The organism is Pedobacter cryotolerans (genome assembly GCF_005116475.1).
In the GTDB taxonomy this organism is placed as follows: domain Bacteria; phylum Bacteroidota; class Bacteroidia; order Sphingobacteriales; family Sphingobacteriaceae; genus Pedobacter; species Pedobacter cryotolerans.
Map to the genome: position 1 here is coordinate 61813 of NZ_SWBO01000009.1, position 15786 is coordinate 77598.

Here is a 15786-nt window from a genome sequence, read left to right on the forward strand (position 1 = left end):
TAAGATGGAAAATGTATCGTTAAGACGAAATTAAGAATGTTTCTTTCATATCAATTTTTTTAATCCATCTTCCTTTTTACATTTCCCATCTTCCATTTTTAAAGTGGGATGTTTCCATGTTTTTTTCTAGGATTATTAACTACCTTATTCTCCAACATCTTAAATGCCTTGATTAATTTGATACGAGTTTGTGAAGGTTCAATAACTTCATCAACAAAACCACGTTCGGCAGCACGATAAGGGTTTGCGAAAATATCAGAGTATAATTTTTCTTTTTCTAGCCATTTCTCTTGTTGATTTTCTGCCGCAGTAATTTCTTTTTTAAAGATAATTTCTGCAGCTCCTTTTGCACCCATCACTGCAATTTCTGCACTCGGCCAAGCATAATTCATATCTGCACCAATGTGTTTGCTATTCATTACGTCGTATGCACCACCATAAGCTTTACGAGTAATTACGGTAATTCGTGGTACAGTAGCTTCGCTAAATGCATATAAAAGTTTTGCGCCATTGGTAATAATTCCATTCCACTCTTGATCTGTGCCAGGTAAAAAACCGGGTACATCTTCTAAAACTAAAAGTGGGATATTGAAACAATCGCAGAAACGAACAAAACGTGCTGCTTTGGTTGATGAATTGCTATCTAACACGCCAGCTAAATAGGCAGGTTGATTAGCAACAATGCCAATACTTCTTCCTGCTAAGCGAGCAAAGCCGACAACAATATTTTCTGCATAGGCTGCATGAACTTCAAAAAAGCTATCACTATCCGTAATTTGCGCTATCACATCTCGTATATCGTACGGTTGACTAGCGATTTCTGGTAAAAGTGTATCAAGGCTTAAACGTTTTTCATCACCAGTTTCATAAGGTAAATTTGCGGGTGTTTCTTCACAGTTTTGCGGTACATAACTTAAAAGTTTTTTTAAGTAATTAATGGCTTCAATTTCATTAGCGCAGGCGAAATGCGTAACACCAGATTTGGTAGCATGAGTTGTTGCCCCGCCCAATTCTTCAGAACTTACCTCTTCATGGGTTACCGTTTTTACCACGTTTGGACCGGTTACAAACATGTAAGATGTATTTTCAACCATCAAGATAAAATCTGTAATGGCAGGAGAGTATACAGCGCCACCAGCACAAGGACCCATAATGGCAGATAATTGTGGAATAACACCAGAAGCCTGCACGTTTTTGTAAAAAATATCAGCATATCCGCCTAATGAAACAACGCCTTCTTGTATACGAGCGCCTCCGCTATCATTTAAACCAATTAATGGAGCGCCATTTTTCATGGCCATATCCATTATTTTACAAATTTTTTCGGCATGAGTTTCAGAAAGTGACCCACCAAAAACAGTAAAATCTTGAGAGAAAACATAGGTTAATCGTCCGTTTATAGTTCCATATCCAGTTACTACGCCATCGCCAAGGTATTTTTCTCGCTCCATACCAAAATCGGTGCTGCGGTGTGTAACCAACATGCCAATTTCCTCAAAACTTCCTTCATCCATTAAAAAATGAATACGTTCTCTAGCAGTTAGTTTTCCTTTTTTATGCTGACTATCTATACGAGCTTGGCCGCCGCCTAAATGAGCTTGTACTATTTTGTTTTGTAAGATATCAATCCTATTTTTCATCTTTAAACTGAATTTTTTTAAAAGTAAACAATAGCTTTGATTTTGCAAATTTGTAAGCAACTAGGGAACTTTAAATGTGTAAATTGTTTGATTTATAAAGTGCTTGTATAGAGCTAATTTGTAAAAATGTCGTTTTATATTGCATTTTTATTACGATAATCTTTTAATATTGCGCACTATAAAACCTATTTTTGATTTTATTGAAGCTAATTAAAATATGTTGCTAAGAAAATACCGTTTGCTTATAACCATAGCCTTTATGGGTATCTTTGCAATAAAGATGGTAATTTCTGGTGCGCCAGTAATTTTTACTCATTTAGATAGAAGTTTGATGAATGCTGTTATTATGCAACTTGAGGTTGAAAATAATGGTGATGAAACGCAGAAAGTTAGCTTGAAACTTGTTGAATGTAAACAAATGTTTCAACGTTTTGATCTTACTTACATTCCTATTGAAATTGACTACGGTGTAAGTAATAGTTTTATAGAGCATTCGCGGAGATATGTAGATCCTCATCATCCCTCAGTACCCACACCTCCTCCCAACTTTTCTTAATTTTTTTGTTGCCTTCGCTTTATAATGCAAATTTGTTTTTTGCTAGGCGATTGAGTGTTTTAGGAAATTTAATAGTGTTTAACAAAGTATGTTATGGGAAACGAGAATTCGAACTCGAGTATGTTCGATTTTAAGAAATATTTATCAAAAAAGAATTTAAAGAAAGATTTACCAGCAAGTATTGTAGTTTTTTTAGTGGCTTTACCATTGTGTTTAGGTATTGCTTTAGCTTCTGGAGCGCCTCTCTTTGCTGGTTTAATAGCTGGTATTGTTGGTGGTATAGTTGTAGCTTCAATTAGTGGATCTCAATTAAGTGTTAGTGGGCCAGCTGCAGGTTTAACAGTTATCGTTTTAAACTCTATTACTGAACTTGGTAGTTATCAAATATTTTTGGTAGCTGTTATGGTTGCAGGTTTAATACAAGTTATTTTAGGTGTTATAAAGGCGGGTACTATCGGTAATTATTTTCCTTCGAGTGTAATAGAAGGGATGCTAGCTGCTATCGGTTTAACTTTAATTTTAAAACAATTACCACATGCATTTGGTGTAGATAGTGATTTTTTTGGAGATGAAGGCTTTTTTCAACAAGATCATGAAAATACTTTTTCTGCTATTGGAAATGCTGTTACTCATTTAAGTATTGCTGCAGTAGTAATTAGTGTATTGTCGATAGCAGTTTTATTAATATGGCCTAAATTTAAAAAATTAAGCGTAGTGCCGGCACCGTTAATTGTTGTTATTATAGGAGTTATAGGTGCGCTCTTATTTAGCGGCGGTGCTGAAGCATTGCGTACAGATCAATTGGTTACTATTCCTGTTGTAAGTAGTCCATCTGATTTTTTTAATTTATTTTCATTGCCTGATTTTTCTTCCTTAACAAATCCTAAAGTTTATATGGTTGCATTAACTATAGCAATTGTAGCAAGTTTAGAAACATTGTTGAGTATTGAAGCTGTAGATAAAATTGACCCTATCAAACGCGTATCGCCAACCAATAGAGAGTTAATTGCCCAAGGTTCTGGAAACATGATTAGTGGTTTGCTTGGTGGTTTACCAATGACTTCTGTTATTGTACGTAGTTCGGCAAATGTTAACTCTGGTGGTAGAACAAAAATGTCGGCTATTTTTCACGGTACGCTATTGTTACTTTCAGTATTGTTCATTCCGAAAATCATAAACTTAATACCATACGCATGTTTAGCGGCTATTTTATTAGTAACAGGTTACAAATTAACTCGTATTGCTTTATTTAAACACATGTATCATAAAGGTTGGGATCAATTTGTGCCATTTGTAGTAACAATTATTGCCGTTTTATTAACAGACTTATTAAAAGGAGTTGGTATAGGTATGGCTGTTTCTATTTTTTACTTGCTTCGTACCAATATGCGTAATCCATTTTTTTATAGGATACAAGAAGAAGGTGATAAAAAGAACATTAGAATTAAATTAGCAGAAGAAGTATCATTTTTAAATAAAGCTTCAATTCAAGTATTATTAACTAATATCCCTAAAGAAACCAATGTAATTATTGATGGTTCAAACTCGAGATACATCGATCCAGATGTTTTAGAAACTATTTTTAATTACAAACACAATGCTTATACAAAAGGTATAATTGTAACTTTAGAGCACGTTAAAAAACATTACGTGGTTCCAAAGTTAAATTCAAAAATTGTAGAAGAAATTAATCAGTAAAGAAAATTTAATTATTAGAAATTATGTGTGCAAATCATTCAGAAGAACTTTTAACAAGAGAAGAAATAACATTAGAAAACTTACTTCAAGGCAATAAAGATTTTGTAGAGAGAACATTAGAAGAAGATCCAGAATATTTCAACAAATTATCAGCTGGGCAAAAGCCACCTGTTTTATGGATCGGATGTTCTGATAGCCGAGTGCCGGCAGATAAGATTACCAATACCATGCCTGGTGATATTTTTGTAACCAGAAATATCGCAAATGTGGTAACACATACAGATATTAGCCTATTAAGCGTGCTCGATTATTCGGTTAATGTATTAAAAATTAAACACATTATTGTTTGTGGCCATTATGGTTGTGGTGGTGTTGCTGCTGCACATGGTAATAAACAAGTAGGATTAATTGACAATTGGTTAAGAAACATTAAAGATGTATACCGTTTTAACCAAGAAGAAATTGATGGCTTGCCAGAAGATCAGAAAGTTGACCGTTTGGTAGAATTGAATGCTATACATAGCGCTAATAATGTGATGAGCACTTCTATTGTGCAAAATGCTTGGGCTAACGGACAAGAGTTATCTGTGCATGCTTGGGTTTATAGCTTAAAAACAGGATTGATTAATGACCTGAAATCTACTTTTTCAGCAGCTGATGATATGGATCCAGTATTCAAAATGTCTATATAATTAGCATTGTTTTTAAAATTAAGAATGCCTCTAAAAGTTAATTACTTTGGAGGCATTTTTTTTGATCATAGCTTTAATAACATTAGAAAATATTTACAAAGTTTTGGTCAAATATAAATTTCTCATCGTACTTCAAATACCGCAATTTATCTCATCAAATATTGGAAACGAGTTTTTATAGTCTAATATGTTTGAAGACTATTGAAACCTTGTAACGCTCATTGAAATTGACGACAAGCTAAACAAAAAAAGCCTTTCCGAAATTAATTGGAAAGGCTCATAATTATGTGTTTGTTTTAACTTAGGCTACAACAGCTTCTGCTAATACAATTATTTTATTGTCCAGAACTTCAACTACGCCACCTTTAATGTTAAAGATTTCTTCGCCTGTGCTTGCTTTAATAATTACCGGACCATCTTCTAAAGTAGAGATAATAGGAGCGTGGTCTTTCAAAATTTGAAAAGAGCCTAAAGTTCCTGGAACGGTAACCGCAGTTACATCGCCTTCGAAAACTTTTTTATCTGGAGTTAATATTTCTAAAGTCATTCTTTTTACGTTTTACGTACAGCGCTAGGCGTTAAGCGTGCTAAACGCATATCGCCAAACGCTTAACGCGTTCCTAGTTAGATTCTGCCAATAATTTTTTACCTTTTTCGATAGCTTCTTCAATGCTACCAACTAAGTTAAATGCAGCTTCTGGATATTCATCAACTTCGCCATCCATGATCATGTTAAATCCTTTGATGGTATCTTTAATGTCAACCAAAACACCTTTTAAGCCTGTAAATTGCTCAGCTACGTGGAAAGGTTGAGATAAGAAACGTTGTACACGACGAGCTCTAGATACTGTCAATTTATCTTCTTCAGATAACTCGTCCATACCTAAAATCGCGATGATATCTTGTAATTCTTTATAACGTTGTAAAGTTTCTTTCACACGTTGAGCGGTGTTGTAATGCTCATCGCCTAAAACAGCAGGAGAAAGGATACGAGAAGTAGAATCTAGTGGATCTACTGCTGGATAAATACCTAACTCAGCAATTTTACGAGAAAGTACTGTAGTTGCATCTAAGTGGGCAAAAGTTGTAGCCGGTGCAGGGTCAGTTAAATCATCTGCAGGTACATATACTGCTTGTACAGATGTAATTGAACCACGTTTAGTAGAAGTAATACGCTCTTGCATTAAACCCATTTCAGTTGCCAATGTTGGTTGGTAACCTACTGCAGATGGCATACGACCTAATAAAGCCGATACCTCAGAACCTGCCTGAGTAAAACGGAAGATGTTATCAACGAAGAAAAGGATGTCTTTTCCAGCGCCTTCGCCATCACCATCACGGAAATATTCTGCAACAGTTAATCCTGATAATGCTACACGAGCACGTGCACCAGGAGGCTCGTTCATTTGACCGAATACCAATGTTGCTTTAGATTCTTTTAATTTTTCTGTATCAACTGATTTCAAATCCCAACCACCTTTTTCCATAGAGTGTAAGAATTCATCACCATAGTTAATTACGCCTGATTCGATAAACTCACGTAGTAAATCGTTACCCTCACGAGTACGCTCACCCACACCTGCGAATACTGATAAACCAGCATAAGCTTTAGCGATGTTGTTTACCAACTCCATGATCAATACCGTTTTACCTACACCAGCACCACCAAACAAACCAATTTTACCACCTTTTGCATAAGGCTCTAATAAATCGATAACTTTGATACCTGTAAAAAGCACTTCAGTTTCTGTAGATAAATCTTCGAAACGAGGAGGAGCATTGTGAATAGGGCGACCACCAGTTTTATCAACAGCTGTGATACCATCAATAGCATCTCCAACTACGTTAAATAAACGACCTTTAATTTGATCTCCAACAGGCATTTTAATAGGTGCACCAGTATCTAATGCAGACATACCACGTACCAAACCATCAGTAGAGTCCATCGAAATGGCACGTACACGGTCTTCACCAAGGTGTTGTTGAACTTCAAGAACAATCTTTTGTCCGTTTTCTTTAGTAATCTCTAATGCAGAGAAAATTTTAGGTAAATGGGCATCGTTAGCAAAACTTACGTCAACTACCGGTCCTATGATCTGCGCTATTTTTCCAATGTTAGGCATATTTATCTTGTTGAAATGTTGTAAAGTTGAAAACTTGAATGTTTTTACACCCTTGTATTTCGGTCTGCAAAGCTAAGAGTTTTCTGTTAAAATTTTATATATAAATTAAAAGTTTTTCAACAGATTTTTTATTGATAAATTAGCGACTATGAAAACAGTATTAGTAACTGGCAGTAATGGGCTTTTAGGGCAGAAAATTACTGAAAAAATTTTGAGAGAAGGCGGAGTAAATTTAATAGCTACTTCTAAAGGATTAAATCGTTACCCCGTAAAAGACGGATATGTATATATGGATATGGATATCCTTGATCCGATTAAGGTAAGGAATGTTATTGAACGTTATAAACCCGATTCAATTATCCATACTGCCGCCTTAACCAATGTTGATGCTTGTGAGCATCAGAAAGAAGAAGCGTATCAGCTTAATGTAACTTCCGTTGAAACTTTATTATTGCTTGCCGAAGAATACAATATTCAATTGGTACATCTATCTACAGATTTTATTTTTGATGGAGAACATGGACCTTATGATGAGTTGGCTGCGCCTAATCCATTAAGTTATTATGGGCAAACAAAGCTAAAAGCCGAAGAAATTCTTAAAAATTCTAAAGCGAAATGGGCAGTTTTAAGAACAATAATTGTTTATGGCATTATAAAAGATCTAAGCAGAAGTAATATTGTATTGTGGGCGAAAGACGCTTTAGAAAAAGGTAATCCAATTAATGTGGTAAACGACCAATGGCGAATGCCAACATTAGCTGAAGATTTAGCTGATATTTGCTTTTTGGCAATTGAGTATGATGCGCAAGGTGTTTTCAATGCCTCTGGTAAAGATATGATGAGTATATCGGAGTTAGTTGCCAAGGTTGCAGATTTTTGGCAGTTAGATAAAAATTTAATAAATGAAGTAAGTGGCGAAACTTTAAACCAAGCTGCTAAACGACCAGCAAGAACTGGATTTATTTTAGACAAATCAATGACTGAATTAAATTACCAACCCCATAGCTTTGAAGAAGGATTAGCGATAGTTGATCAGCAGATGAAAAATGCTGAAGGGCAATAGTTAATGGTCGATAGCTGATAGGCTAGTTGGCTATCGACTATGGTCCATTAACCTTCATCCATTTAATTAAAAAAATATATTATATGTTATTACAAATAGGCGATAAAGCCCCAGATTTTAAATTAAAGAATACAGAGCTTAAAGAAGTTTCATTAGGAGATTTTACCGGCAAGAAAGTAGTTTTACACTTTTTTCCGTTGGCATTTACAGGTGTTTGTACCACACAACTTTGTACCATGAGAGATAGCTTTGGCTATTACGATGGTTTAAATGCGCAAGTTTTAGGTGTTTCAGTTGATTCTCCTTTTGCTTTGGCAAAATTTAAAGAAGAACAAGCTTATCAGTTTCCTTTGCTGTCCGATTTTAATAAAGAAGCAGCTGCAGCATATGGCGCATTGTACGAAGATTTTTTAGGAATGGCAGGTGTTGCTAAACGTGCTGCTTTTGTAATAGATGAAGACGGTAAAATAGCTTATGCTGAGGTTTTAGAAAATGCTGGTGATTTGCCAGATTTTGAGCAAATTAAAGCGGTTGTGGCTTAATTATACATATTGATTTAGGAGAGCAGGGGCTGTACAACTATTAAAGTCAGCCCCGCTTTTCGTTTCAATCTTTTTTGTTTTCGCCAACCGTCATCTCAAATGTGTGCGATTATAAAGTGATTTGCAGCTATGTGACAGATTTCTCAGTCGTACCTCCTTCGAAATGACGGATCAAAAAAGTATTTTCACTGCAATCGGGTCTATGAACAAAGTTTTTTGCAAAAAACTTACATTCTAGTTATTAGCAGATACTGTTATGAAATCAATTCAGGCTGAGTGTAGCTAAAGAATATCACATAAAGTCGTTTCGACTACGCTCAACGTGGCAAAACGTTTAAAATATCAGGGCTTTACAATTATTTACAATAAAAATTGCGAAATTAATTTTGAAACATTACTTTTGCAGTCCGTTAACCATACGGAAATGCATTTGTAGCTCAATTGGATAGAGCATCTCACTACGGATGAGAAGGTTTGGGGTTCGAATCCCTACAAGTGCACTAATTAAGAGCCTTGCTGCCAACAGGCGGCGAGGCTTTTTCACTTTTAAAGACAACCTTAATGCTGAATTTAGTTCTCTTTGGCCCTCCAGGTGCAGGCAAAGGCACCCAATCTGAAAAACTGATTAACAAATATCAGTTAGTGCATATTTCTACAGGAGATCTTTTTAGAGCACACATTAAAAATCAAACTGCTTTAGGACAAAAAGTTAGTCAATTGATAGCCGATGGTGAATTAGTGCCTGATCAGATTACCATTGATATGTTAGAGGAAGAAATCGATAAAAATCCGAATGCAAAAGGATTTGTTTTTGATGGTTTTCCGAGAACTATACCTCAAGCAATAGAGCTAGATAAGTTTTTGGCAAGTAAAGGTAGCAGCATTGCAGGTGTTATTGCCTTAGATGTTGATAAAGATGAACTGGTAAAACGTGTAGCTTTACGCCAAAAAGAAACAGGTAGATTAGATGATCAAGCAGAGAAATCTCAGAAAAGAATTGATGAGTATTTCAACAAAATCATTTTGGTTTTACCTTATTATGATGAACAACAAAAACTAACTAAAATTAATGGCATTGGTGAAATTGAAGAGATTTTCACTAACCTTTGTACCGTTATAGATAGTTATTAAAACATAATATTTAAATTTAGACATCCGCAAAAATCTATGGTTATTTTTGCGGATGTTTATTTTTGGCGATTTTTTGAATTCTAAAATCGTCAATCTAAAATCAAAAATTAAAATGTCACAGGGATCAAATTTTGTAGATTACGTAAAGATATGTTGCCGTTCTGGCAAGGGAGGGGCAGGTTCTGCACATTTGCACCGTGATAAATTAACCTCAACTGGTGGCCCAGATGGTGGCGATGGTGGTAGAGGAGGTCATGTTATTTTAAAAGGTAACTCGCAGTTTTGGACATTGCTACACCTAAAATACCGTAAACATATTATTGCAGAAGATGGTTTAAGTGGAGGTAGTAGTCAGAAAACAGGTAAAACTGGTAAAGATGAAATTTTAGAAGTGCCCTTGGGCACTATTGCTCGTGATGCAGAAACAGGTGAAGTACTATTTGAAATTACAGAAGATGGTGAAACTAAAATTTTAACTGCTGGAGGTAGGGGCGGCTTAGGAAACTGGCATTTTAAAACTCCAACTTTACAAACGCCACGTTTTGCGCAACCTGGCGAACAGGGTAAAGAGGAGTGGATGGTATTAGAGTTGAAAGTATTAGCTGATGTTGGCTTGGTAGGTTTTCCGAATGCTGGTAAATCAACTTTGTTATCAGTTTTATCTGCAGCTAAACCAGAAATTGCCGATTATCCTTTCACAACATTAGTGCCTAACTTAGGTATTGTTTCTTACCGTAATGGAAAATCTTTTGTCATGGCAGATATTCCAGGGATTATTGAAGGAGCATCAAAAGGTAAAGGTTTAGGATTTAGATTTTTACGTCACATAGAACGTAACTCTGTATTGCTTTTTATGGTGCCTGCAGATACAAGTAGAACGATAAAAGAAGAGTACGAGATTTTATTGAACGAATTGCAAGAATACAATCCAGAGTTGATGCAAAAGCCACATTTACTGGCTATTACCAAATCTGATATGCTGGATGATGAATTGAAAGAAGAGATGAGCAAAGATTTGCCAAAAATTCCATCAATATTTATTTCTTCGGTTGCTCAGCAAGGAATTACTGAATTAAAGGATATGCTCTGGAAAGCAATTAACACCCCCAACCCATAAAGGGGAGCAGTAAACTTAATAGACTGGCGTAATATCGAGGGATAATTTATTTCCTAAAAATCAATATAAATGACGATAATTTAATGCGATTTGTCATTCTGAGCGCAGCGAAGAATCTCTATTATAGTATTTATTATTTGAGATTCCTCCGAAGTCGGAATGACAAAACTAGGAGTTTATAATTTTTATAAAATTTTGATTTATAGAAACTTAACAAATAGTGTCAATGGTAGCATAGCGACGAGATATCTCTTAGTTTTAATAGATCAAACCATCTAATTTCTATTAGCTGAAGCTAGTGGAAGTATTAGTGGCTATACTAATGAACTGTTTAATCAATAACCCTATCTTTAACTTTGATAGCCGGATTACTTTGATAAATACTAAACGATTCTAAATCTTTAGTAGCTACAGAACCAACTGTTAATACGGCATGAGAAGCTGCGGTAACGCCCGGACAAACAACTGCATTAGCGCCAATCCATACACCATCTTCTAAAACAATGGGTTTAGTAATAAGATCGAAATCTGCTTTTTTATAATCATGATTGCCAGTTAAAAGCATCGCTTTTTGCGAAACACAAACATTATTGCCAATACTCACTTCTGCTAAATTCTCAATTCTGCATTCGGCTAACCACGAATAATCTCCGATGCTTAGTTTCCAGGGATAATGAATATAGATGTAGGGTTTAATGCGAACATCTTTACCAATTTTAGCGCCAAATAACCGCAGTATCCAAACTAACACAGAACTGGAAGGCATTAAGCCAGAACGAAAAATGAGCATACTCGTAAAATACCAACAAAAAATTTTGAAGGTTGAGGCACCCGAATCAAAATCTTTTTTATCAAAATCTTTCTTAAGTTTTGTCTGATTTTTCAATTTACTGATCTGGATTTGTTTTTGATAGGGAATTTGTATTCTTCTTAATATATAAGTATAATAAAAGGAAGATACAGATATAAACTATGATGTTAAATATCTCGTGGTGATAAGTAAAATTATCTCTTTGTGATTCGAAAAAGCAAAGCAATACACCTAAGCCAGCAATTCTGCCTACGTTTAACACATAAATCATAATCATTCCAATAACAAAAAGCCTAAATTTTGCTTTCAGCTTTGCTGGAAAAGCGATTACAAAAGCTGTAAAAAAACTCATTACACCTAAACCTAAGCAAGAATAGTTAACTCTTAACAAGGGTCCATTAACTACCATTACATCGATTTCATTGTAAATAGCATAAAAACCAAAAAGTTTAATGATCCATACAGCCGGTACAATTAATATTGTTCTTAATCCTTGAATGTAATTTAGATTTTCGGAGATAAAGGCATTGTAATATTTTCCACCTTCGCTCATTACGCTATTCATAAATAAATTGCCTTGGCTAAATAGAAAGTAGAAAAAAAGCAGTTTAACCACAAATAATAATGCAGCTTTATTGGCTTTTTTTTTGTTTAAGGATTGTTCCATACATTGAGAGCGTTAATTCGATTTACAAATTTACATCTTTAGATTTTATAATTTCTTTCATTTTAACATCAACAATTAACCTAAACCAAAATCCTTGTAAAAAATGGAATAAAACACCTGTTGATCCGTCTAAAACACCTAATTTAAAGATTAAGCGATACCCAAAATATAAAAATGGTCTAAAACCTAAAGGTAATTTCCACCAAACTTTTTTAAGGTAAGCATTACGTTCATCAGGGTTGCCAAAAAAATCTGCTCTATTGCTTTGGCTCCTTAGATTTTTGAACCGATCTACTTCTTCTTGGGCAATTAAATCACTATATCTATTGTGTTTACTAATCCAAAAACTAATCTCATTTTCTTTGAGGTTTTCTTCTATAAGATGGCCATTTTTCCAAATTGTAGTTTCTCCATTTACAATAAAGCGATGATCCATGTTTTCATTTAAATCAGAATAACCAATTCCAGTGCGAAACATTTTTAACAAATATTTGGGATAGAAACCACCATATTTGATCCATGTACCTTTAAAATAATTTTTTCGATTAAAATATATCCCATTGATGGATAAATAATCATCATTCTTAAAATTTTGCAACATCAAGTATAATTCTGTTGTTACAATTTGGTCGGCATCAAGCCCGATGATCCAAGGAGTTTTGATGTTAAAGTTTTTAAGCGCGAAATCCCATTGTTTAGGATGATTTTCGAATGGATTGATTTTTGTTTCGGCGTTAAAATCTTTTGCAATAGCTAAAGTATGGTCCGTACTACCAGAATCTAAAATATAAATAGCCGCATTTAAATCCTTAATAGATTTTAATAGTCTTGGTAAATGAATTTCTTCATTGTAGGTTAGGATGACAAAACTGAAATTAGAATTCATGATAAATGTTTATAGTTGTCATCTTTAACTTGCAAAACGATATTGTTAGCTATTGAACAGTAAATTCTTGTTCTTTTAAAAGTAATATTAGCTTTCTTTTTAACCATAATTTAACATGACCTCTAACTCATAAATGATTAACATGTAGATCTTATTAGCCAAATAAGCTAAAATTTAATTTTTTTGGCAACATGTTATCCAACATTATAGTTAGCCATTTAATATATCTGTATAAAGCTTAATGTATTTTTGCGCTAAAATTTTGTCGTTAAAATCTTTAAAAATTAAAGATGCAGCCAATTTTCTTATTTTATTTCTCTTTTGGTTATCTTGGTAGCTTAGGTTCAGTTTATCAGCAACTGAATGTACATCCAGTTTGGTTATCCATCCTAAATTGTTTTCGGTTACATAATTTGCTAAACCAACTTGATTAGATAATATTACAGCTGTACCCACACTTAAACTTTCGATTACTACGTTTGCGAAATTTTCATTGTAAGAAGTAAGTACCATTATATCGTTTTTTGATAGTAAATTAAACTTATCATCATTTTTAACTTGACCCAACCAGCTAATTTTATCAGCTAATTTTAAGTGTGTTGCCCTAGTTTTTAAGCTTTGGATATAATCTTTATTACCGGATCCAGCTATTGTTAAAATAAAATCAAAATTTAGTATTGATAAAGCATCAAATAGTAGTTCTAAACCTTTTTTTTCTTCGATACGTGATAGAAAGATAATTTTAAATGGGATTGCTGTGTTTTCGTTATTTATTGATTGTTGTTCTTTGTTCGTTACATGATGATCATTTAACTGAACTAAATTTGGAATAACTACAATGCTTTTAGGGTTTACAAGAGTTAAAATATCATATTTTTCTTTCTCACTTGTAGCATGAATATGGCAATAGTTAAGCAATCTTTTACCAATTATTTTATGAATAAGGTTTTTAGCTAATGAATTTCTATTGGTTTGAGTATAGGTTGTTAACATTCCTCTGGGCGATAATACAACGGGTATTTTGTGCCAAAAAGCAACTGCACAACTTAATACAGAAACTAAATTCCACCAGGCATGGATGTGTATGATAATACCAATTTTGTCATGCTGAGCCTGTCTAAGCACCTTAAATAAATTATAAAGTAAGGCAGGAGAAAAATGAGTATGATCTTTCGTTATTCTGCTGAAATAACTTACCTCAACACCATCAACTATTTTAGTTTGATTAGGTTCAACTTCCAGTTCATTTTTACCATTAGCCGTAGTTGTAAAAACCTTTAAAGTTAGTTTTTCAATCCACCTATCACACTTTCGGACATCTGAACTTCCTGTCTCTTCATCTTTCCAACTCCCCAGAGACTCACACAATTTTGCCACAGACATGGTTGGCCCGCCATAAATATATGCTGGTTTATATGCCGCAGTAATTTGTATAATTTTCAATCTGGGTAGCGAATTAAGCCTCTTCTAAAATACCTTTGGCTTTAAAAATAAAATGAAATATGTACATGGTAACTACACTCCAAAATACGGAGTTTACCAAGAACTCGAAACTGTTGCCTCTCCATAAAATTTGAAATAAACCTGCAAAAATAACGGCACAGCCCATAAAATAACTTCCAAATAATTTTTCAGCCTTGATGGCAATCCATTGAGCTATGGCGCCATAAGCAAAAAGACCAATAAAAATTCCGATCATGCCATAAGATAAATAGCAATCTACAATATAAGCTGGTTTAGCTGAAACTACAGATTGCCTGCTCACCACACCAGCGTTGTAAACTCTTTGCATTACCATATCTTCAATTATAGGCTTACCTGGCCACAAAAATCTTGGAATAATTGAGGTTGCAGCATCCTTAAGTAAATGAGTTTTGTAGTATGGTATGTAGTTAGGTGTAGAATTAACGTATTTGATAAACATATCAATTTCAGAAAATCTATAAATTAAAAATTCCCAATTGTCTTCTTTTAATTCTGTTTCATCTGTATTAAAAACTGCATCTATACTTTGATCTCTCAACTCTGAGGCTTCAAGTCCTTGTCCCGCTAAATTTCTGAAATTACCGATAAATGTAGGCAGCACAAAAAATAAAGCAATAAGTATTACACTAAATACAGGCACTATTTTTTTTCCATATATTGGTAAAAGGAATACACCCAAAAGCAATACGCAAATAATTATTGGTTCTTTAAAACCCGAAACTAAAGCATTCATTAAATTACTTGTAAATAAAGCTCCGGCCAACAAAATGTTTGTTCTTTTTTGTTCTCTAATAGCGAAAGCTAGGGCAATGGTGCCGGCAACAAAACTAATCCCTGTAAGTTGAATACTGAATTGACTTAAAGCGCCGACTTTGCCAAAAGCATAACCAATGGGTAAACATACTATTGAGATACCCAAAAGTAAATTACTAACGGATGGAGTATAGAGGTTATATTTTTTTTCTACTGGATAGTTCATTTGACTTAAGATACCATGAACTAACGCTGCATGGCCTAAAACATAATACATTTGACACTTTGCAATTGCCAAATATAAATCGTCTTTAAACATTACACTGTTACCTGTATAATCAAAATATTCATATCCAACAGCGTTGATATAATAGAATATACTTGTAAAGCACATGTAACCAGCAAATATTAATTGCATTAAAAAAATTGGTCGCATGAGCTGATCAAAAATTTTATGATCTTTAGGAAGCGGCTTAATTACACCACTGTAGCTTAAATAAAATATATAAAACGACCCAGCCCAAGCAACAATATAAGCGGCATGGGCTTGCTTTAAAATAAGCCATGCCAATAAAAATGGGATGTAAAGTAGTAAATATCGCAAGGGATGTATTGAGCTCAT

15 protein-coding genes and 1 tRNA gene are annotated in these 15786 nt (G+C 34.1%); 8 read left to right on the forward strand and 8 right to left on the reverse strand.

Annotation, left to right across the window (positions count from 1 at the left end; genetic code table 11):
- Positions 1 to 98 precede the first annotated feature (98 nt).
- Positions 99 to 1640: an acyl-CoA carboxylase subunit beta gene (locus FA045_RS14600; protein ID WP_136877814.1), complete on the reverse strand. Its 1542-nt coding sequence runs from the start codon at positions 1638 to 1640 to the stop codon at positions 99 to 101.
- A gap of 217 nt (positions 1641 to 1857) precedes the next feature.
- Between FA045_RS14600 and FA045_RS14605 the strand changes: the two genes are divergently transcribed.
- From FA045_RS14605 to FA045_RS14615, 3 genes are all read left to right on the forward strand, one after another.
- Positions 1858 to 2196: a hypothetical protein gene (locus tag FA045_RS14605; RefSeq protein WP_136877815.1), complete on the forward strand. Its 339-nt coding sequence runs from the start codon at positions 1858 to 1860 to the stop codon at positions 2194 to 2196.
- 93 nt (positions 2197 to 2289) lie between these two features.
- A complete protein-coding gene (locus FA045_RS14610) occupies positions 2290 to 3894 on the forward strand; it encodes a SulP family inorganic anion transporter (protein ID WP_136877816.1) in 1605 nt (534 codons plus the stop codon).
- 23 nt (positions 3895 to 3917) lie between these two features.
- A complete protein-coding gene (locus FA045_RS14615) occupies positions 3918 to 4586 on the forward strand; it encodes a carbonic anhydrase (RefSeq protein ID WP_136877817.1) in 669 nt (222 codons plus the stop codon).
- A 301-nt stretch (positions 4587 to 4887) separates the two neighbouring features.
- On the opposite strand, the gene atpC is transcribed toward FA045_RS14615, so the two are convergent.
- On the reverse strand, positions 4888 to 5133 hold the full coding sequence (atpC, locus tag FA045_RS14620; RefSeq protein WP_136877818.1) for an ATP synthase F1 subunit epsilon: 246 nt from the start codon (positions 5131 to 5133) through the stop codon (positions 4888 to 4890).
- Between the two features lie 73 nt (positions 5134 to 5206).
- Complete coding sequence (gene atpD, locus FA045_RS14625; RefSeq protein ID WP_136877819.1) at positions 5207 to 6709, reverse strand: F0F1 ATP synthase subunit beta; 1503 nt, start codon at positions 6707 to 6709, stop codon at positions 5207 to 5209.
- 148 nt (positions 6710 to 6857) lie between these two features.
- Between atpD and FA045_RS14630 the strand changes: the two genes are divergently transcribed.
- The 5 genes from FA045_RS14630 (at position 6858) to obgE (ending at position 10562) form a co-directional block, all read left to right on the forward strand.
- A complete protein-coding gene (locus tag FA045_RS14630; RefSeq protein ID WP_136877820.1) occupies positions 6858 to 7772 on the forward strand; it encodes an SDR family oxidoreductase in 915 nt (304 codons plus the stop codon).
- Positions 7773 to 7855: 83 nt separating this feature from the next.
- Positions 7856 to 8314, forward strand: a complete 459-nt coding sequence (locus tag FA045_RS14635; RefSeq protein WP_136877821.1) for a redoxin domain-containing protein — start codon at positions 7856 to 7858, stop codon at positions 8312 to 8314.
- Positions 8315 to 8740: 426 nt separating this feature from the next.
- A tRNA-Arg gene (locus FA045_RS14640) sits at positions 8741 to 8814 on the forward strand.
- A gap of 61 nt (positions 8815 to 8875) precedes the next feature.
- Positions 8876 to 9445 (forward strand): adenylate kinase, encoded by a 570-nt coding sequence (locus tag FA045_RS14645; protein WP_136877822.1) that lies wholly within the window; start codon positions 8876 to 8878, stop codon positions 9443 to 9445.
- Between the two features lie 112 nt (positions 9446 to 9557).
- Positions 9558 to 10562, forward strand: a complete 1005-nt coding sequence (obgE, locus tag FA045_RS14650; protein WP_136877823.1) for a GTPase ObgE — start codon at positions 9558 to 9560, stop codon at positions 10560 to 10562.
- A 331-nt stretch (positions 10563 to 10893) separates the two neighbouring features.
- Here obgE and FA045_RS14655 read toward each other — a convergent pair whose 3' ends face one another.
- From FA045_RS14655 to FA045_RS14675, 5 genes are all read right to left on the reverse strand, one after another.
- Positions 10894 to 11448 (reverse strand): WcaF family extracellular polysaccharide biosynthesis acetyltransferase, encoded by a 555-nt coding sequence (locus FA045_RS14655; protein WP_136877824.1) that lies wholly within the window; start codon positions 11446 to 11448, stop codon positions 10894 to 10896.
- 1 nt (position 11449) lies between these two features.
- Positions 11450 to 12040 (reverse strand): exosortase Y, encoded by a 591-nt coding sequence (xrtY, locus tag FA045_RS14660; protein WP_136877825.1) that lies wholly within the window; start codon positions 12038 to 12040, stop codon positions 11450 to 11452.
- A 22-nt stretch (positions 12041 to 12062) separates the two neighbouring features.
- Complete coding sequence (locus FA045_RS14665; protein ID WP_136877826.1) at positions 12063 to 12926, reverse strand: glycosyltransferase family 2 protein; 864 nt, start codon at positions 12924 to 12926, stop codon at positions 12063 to 12065.
- Between the two features lie 210 nt (positions 12927 to 13136).
- Positions 13137 to 14369 (reverse strand): XrtY-associated glycosyltransferase XYAG1, encoded by a 1233-nt coding sequence (locus FA045_RS14670; RefSeq protein ID WP_136877827.1) that lies wholly within the window; start codon positions 14367 to 14369, stop codon positions 13137 to 13139.
- Between the two features lie 13 nt (positions 14370 to 14382).
- Positions 14383 to 15786 carry an exosortase Y-associated Wzy-like protein gene (locus FA045_RS14675; protein ID WP_136877828.1) on the reverse strand — a complete coding sequence of 468 codons (1404 nt, stop codon included), beginning with the start codon at positions 15784 to 15786 and terminating at the stop codon, positions 14383 to 14385.

Bases quoted from the DNA above. Each gene is read 5' to 3' on its own strand.
- FA045_RS14605 (WP_136877815.1), top strand. From the start codon at position 1,858: ATGTTGCTAAGAAAATACCGTTTGCTTATAACCATAGCCTTTATGGGT.
- xrtY (WP_136877825.1), bottom strand. From the start codon at position 12,040: ATGGAACAATCCTTAAACAAAAAAAAAGCCAATAAAGCTGCATTATTA.
- atpD (WP_136877819.1), bottom strand. From the start codon at position 6,709: ATGCCTAACATTGGAAAAATAGCGCAGATCATAGGACCGGTAGTTGAC.
- FA045_RS14615 (WP_136877817.1), top strand. From the start codon at position 3,918: ATGTGTGCAAATCATTCAGAAGAACTTTTAACAAGAGAAGAAATAACA.
- FA045_RS14675 (WP_136877828.1), bottom strand. From the start codon at position 15,786: ATGAGCTCAATACATCCCTTGCGATATTTACTACTTTACATCCCATTT.
- obgE (WP_136877823.1), top strand. From the start codon at position 9,558: ATGTCACAGGGATCAAATTTTGTAGATTACGTAAAGATATGTTGCCGT.
- FA045_RS14600 (WP_136877814.1), bottom strand. From the start codon at position 1,640: ATGAAAAATAGGATTGATATCTTACAAAACAAAATAGTACAAGCTCAT.
- FA045_RS14645 (WP_136877822.1), top strand. From the start codon at position 8,876: ATGCTGAATTTAGTTCTCTTTGGCCCTCCAGGTGCAGGCAAAGGCACC.
- atpC (WP_136877818.1), bottom strand. From the start codon at position 5,133: ATGACTTTAGAAATATTAACTCCAGATAAAAAAGTTTTCGAAGGCGAT.
- FA045_RS14630 (WP_136877820.1), top strand. From the start codon at position 6,858: ATGAAAACAGTATTAGTAACTGGCAGTAATGGGCTTTTAGGGCAGAAA.
- FA045_RS14610 (WP_136877816.1), top strand. From the start codon at position 2,290: ATGGGAAACGAGAATTCGAACTCGAGTATGTTCGATTTTAAGAAATAT.
- FA045_RS14635 (WP_136877821.1), top strand. From the start codon at position 7,856: ATGTTATTACAAATAGGCGATAAAGCCCCAGATTTTAAATTAAAGAAT.
- FA045_RS14665 (WP_136877826.1), bottom strand. From the start codon at position 12,926: ATGAATTCTAATTTCAGTTTTGTCATCCTAACCTACAATGAAGAAATT.